The sequence below is a fragment of the Marinomonas sp. TI.3.20 genome (assembly GCF_038155025.1).
GTDB classification, from domain to species: Bacteria; Pseudomonadota; Gammaproteobacteria; order Pseudomonadales; family Marinomonadaceae; genus Marinomonas; species Marinomonas flavescens.
Window position 1 is genome coordinate 1 of the sequence record NZ_JBAKAS010000093.1, and the last position, 333, is coordinate 333.

General features: G+C 37.8%; 1 protein-coding gene. It reads left to right on the forward strand.

Annotated features, from left to right (window positions below):
• Positions 1-71: 71 nt before the first annotated feature.
• Positions 72-333 (forward strand): TRAP transporter small permease (locus V6259_RS19715; RefSeq protein WP_341585979.1); only part of this gene is annotated, 262 nt, incomplete at its 3' end.

The following is a 333-nucleotide window of genomic DNA, read 5'->3' on the forward strand; positions in this document are numbered from 1 at the left end:
TTAACTCAGCGGGGTTTTCTTTTTTAATTTTCAGTTTTTTAATAACTGCTTTATTAAATGGAGGTCGTGATATGGGTAATAAGATTCTGCATTTTCTTAATGATATCGAAGGCTACATCTGCCGGACCTTATTAGCGCTGTTCGTTACACTGCTTTTTGCGCAAATCATTTCTCGTGAAATTTTCGGATATTCGATTGCTTGGACTGAAGAGCTTTCTGTCTATATGTTTGTATGGTTTGTTTACTTTGGCGCTTGTTACTCTGCTAGGTTGGCAGCACATAACCGAGTTACGTTTCAATATAAATTAATGCCTTCTTGGCTCCCACCGATAC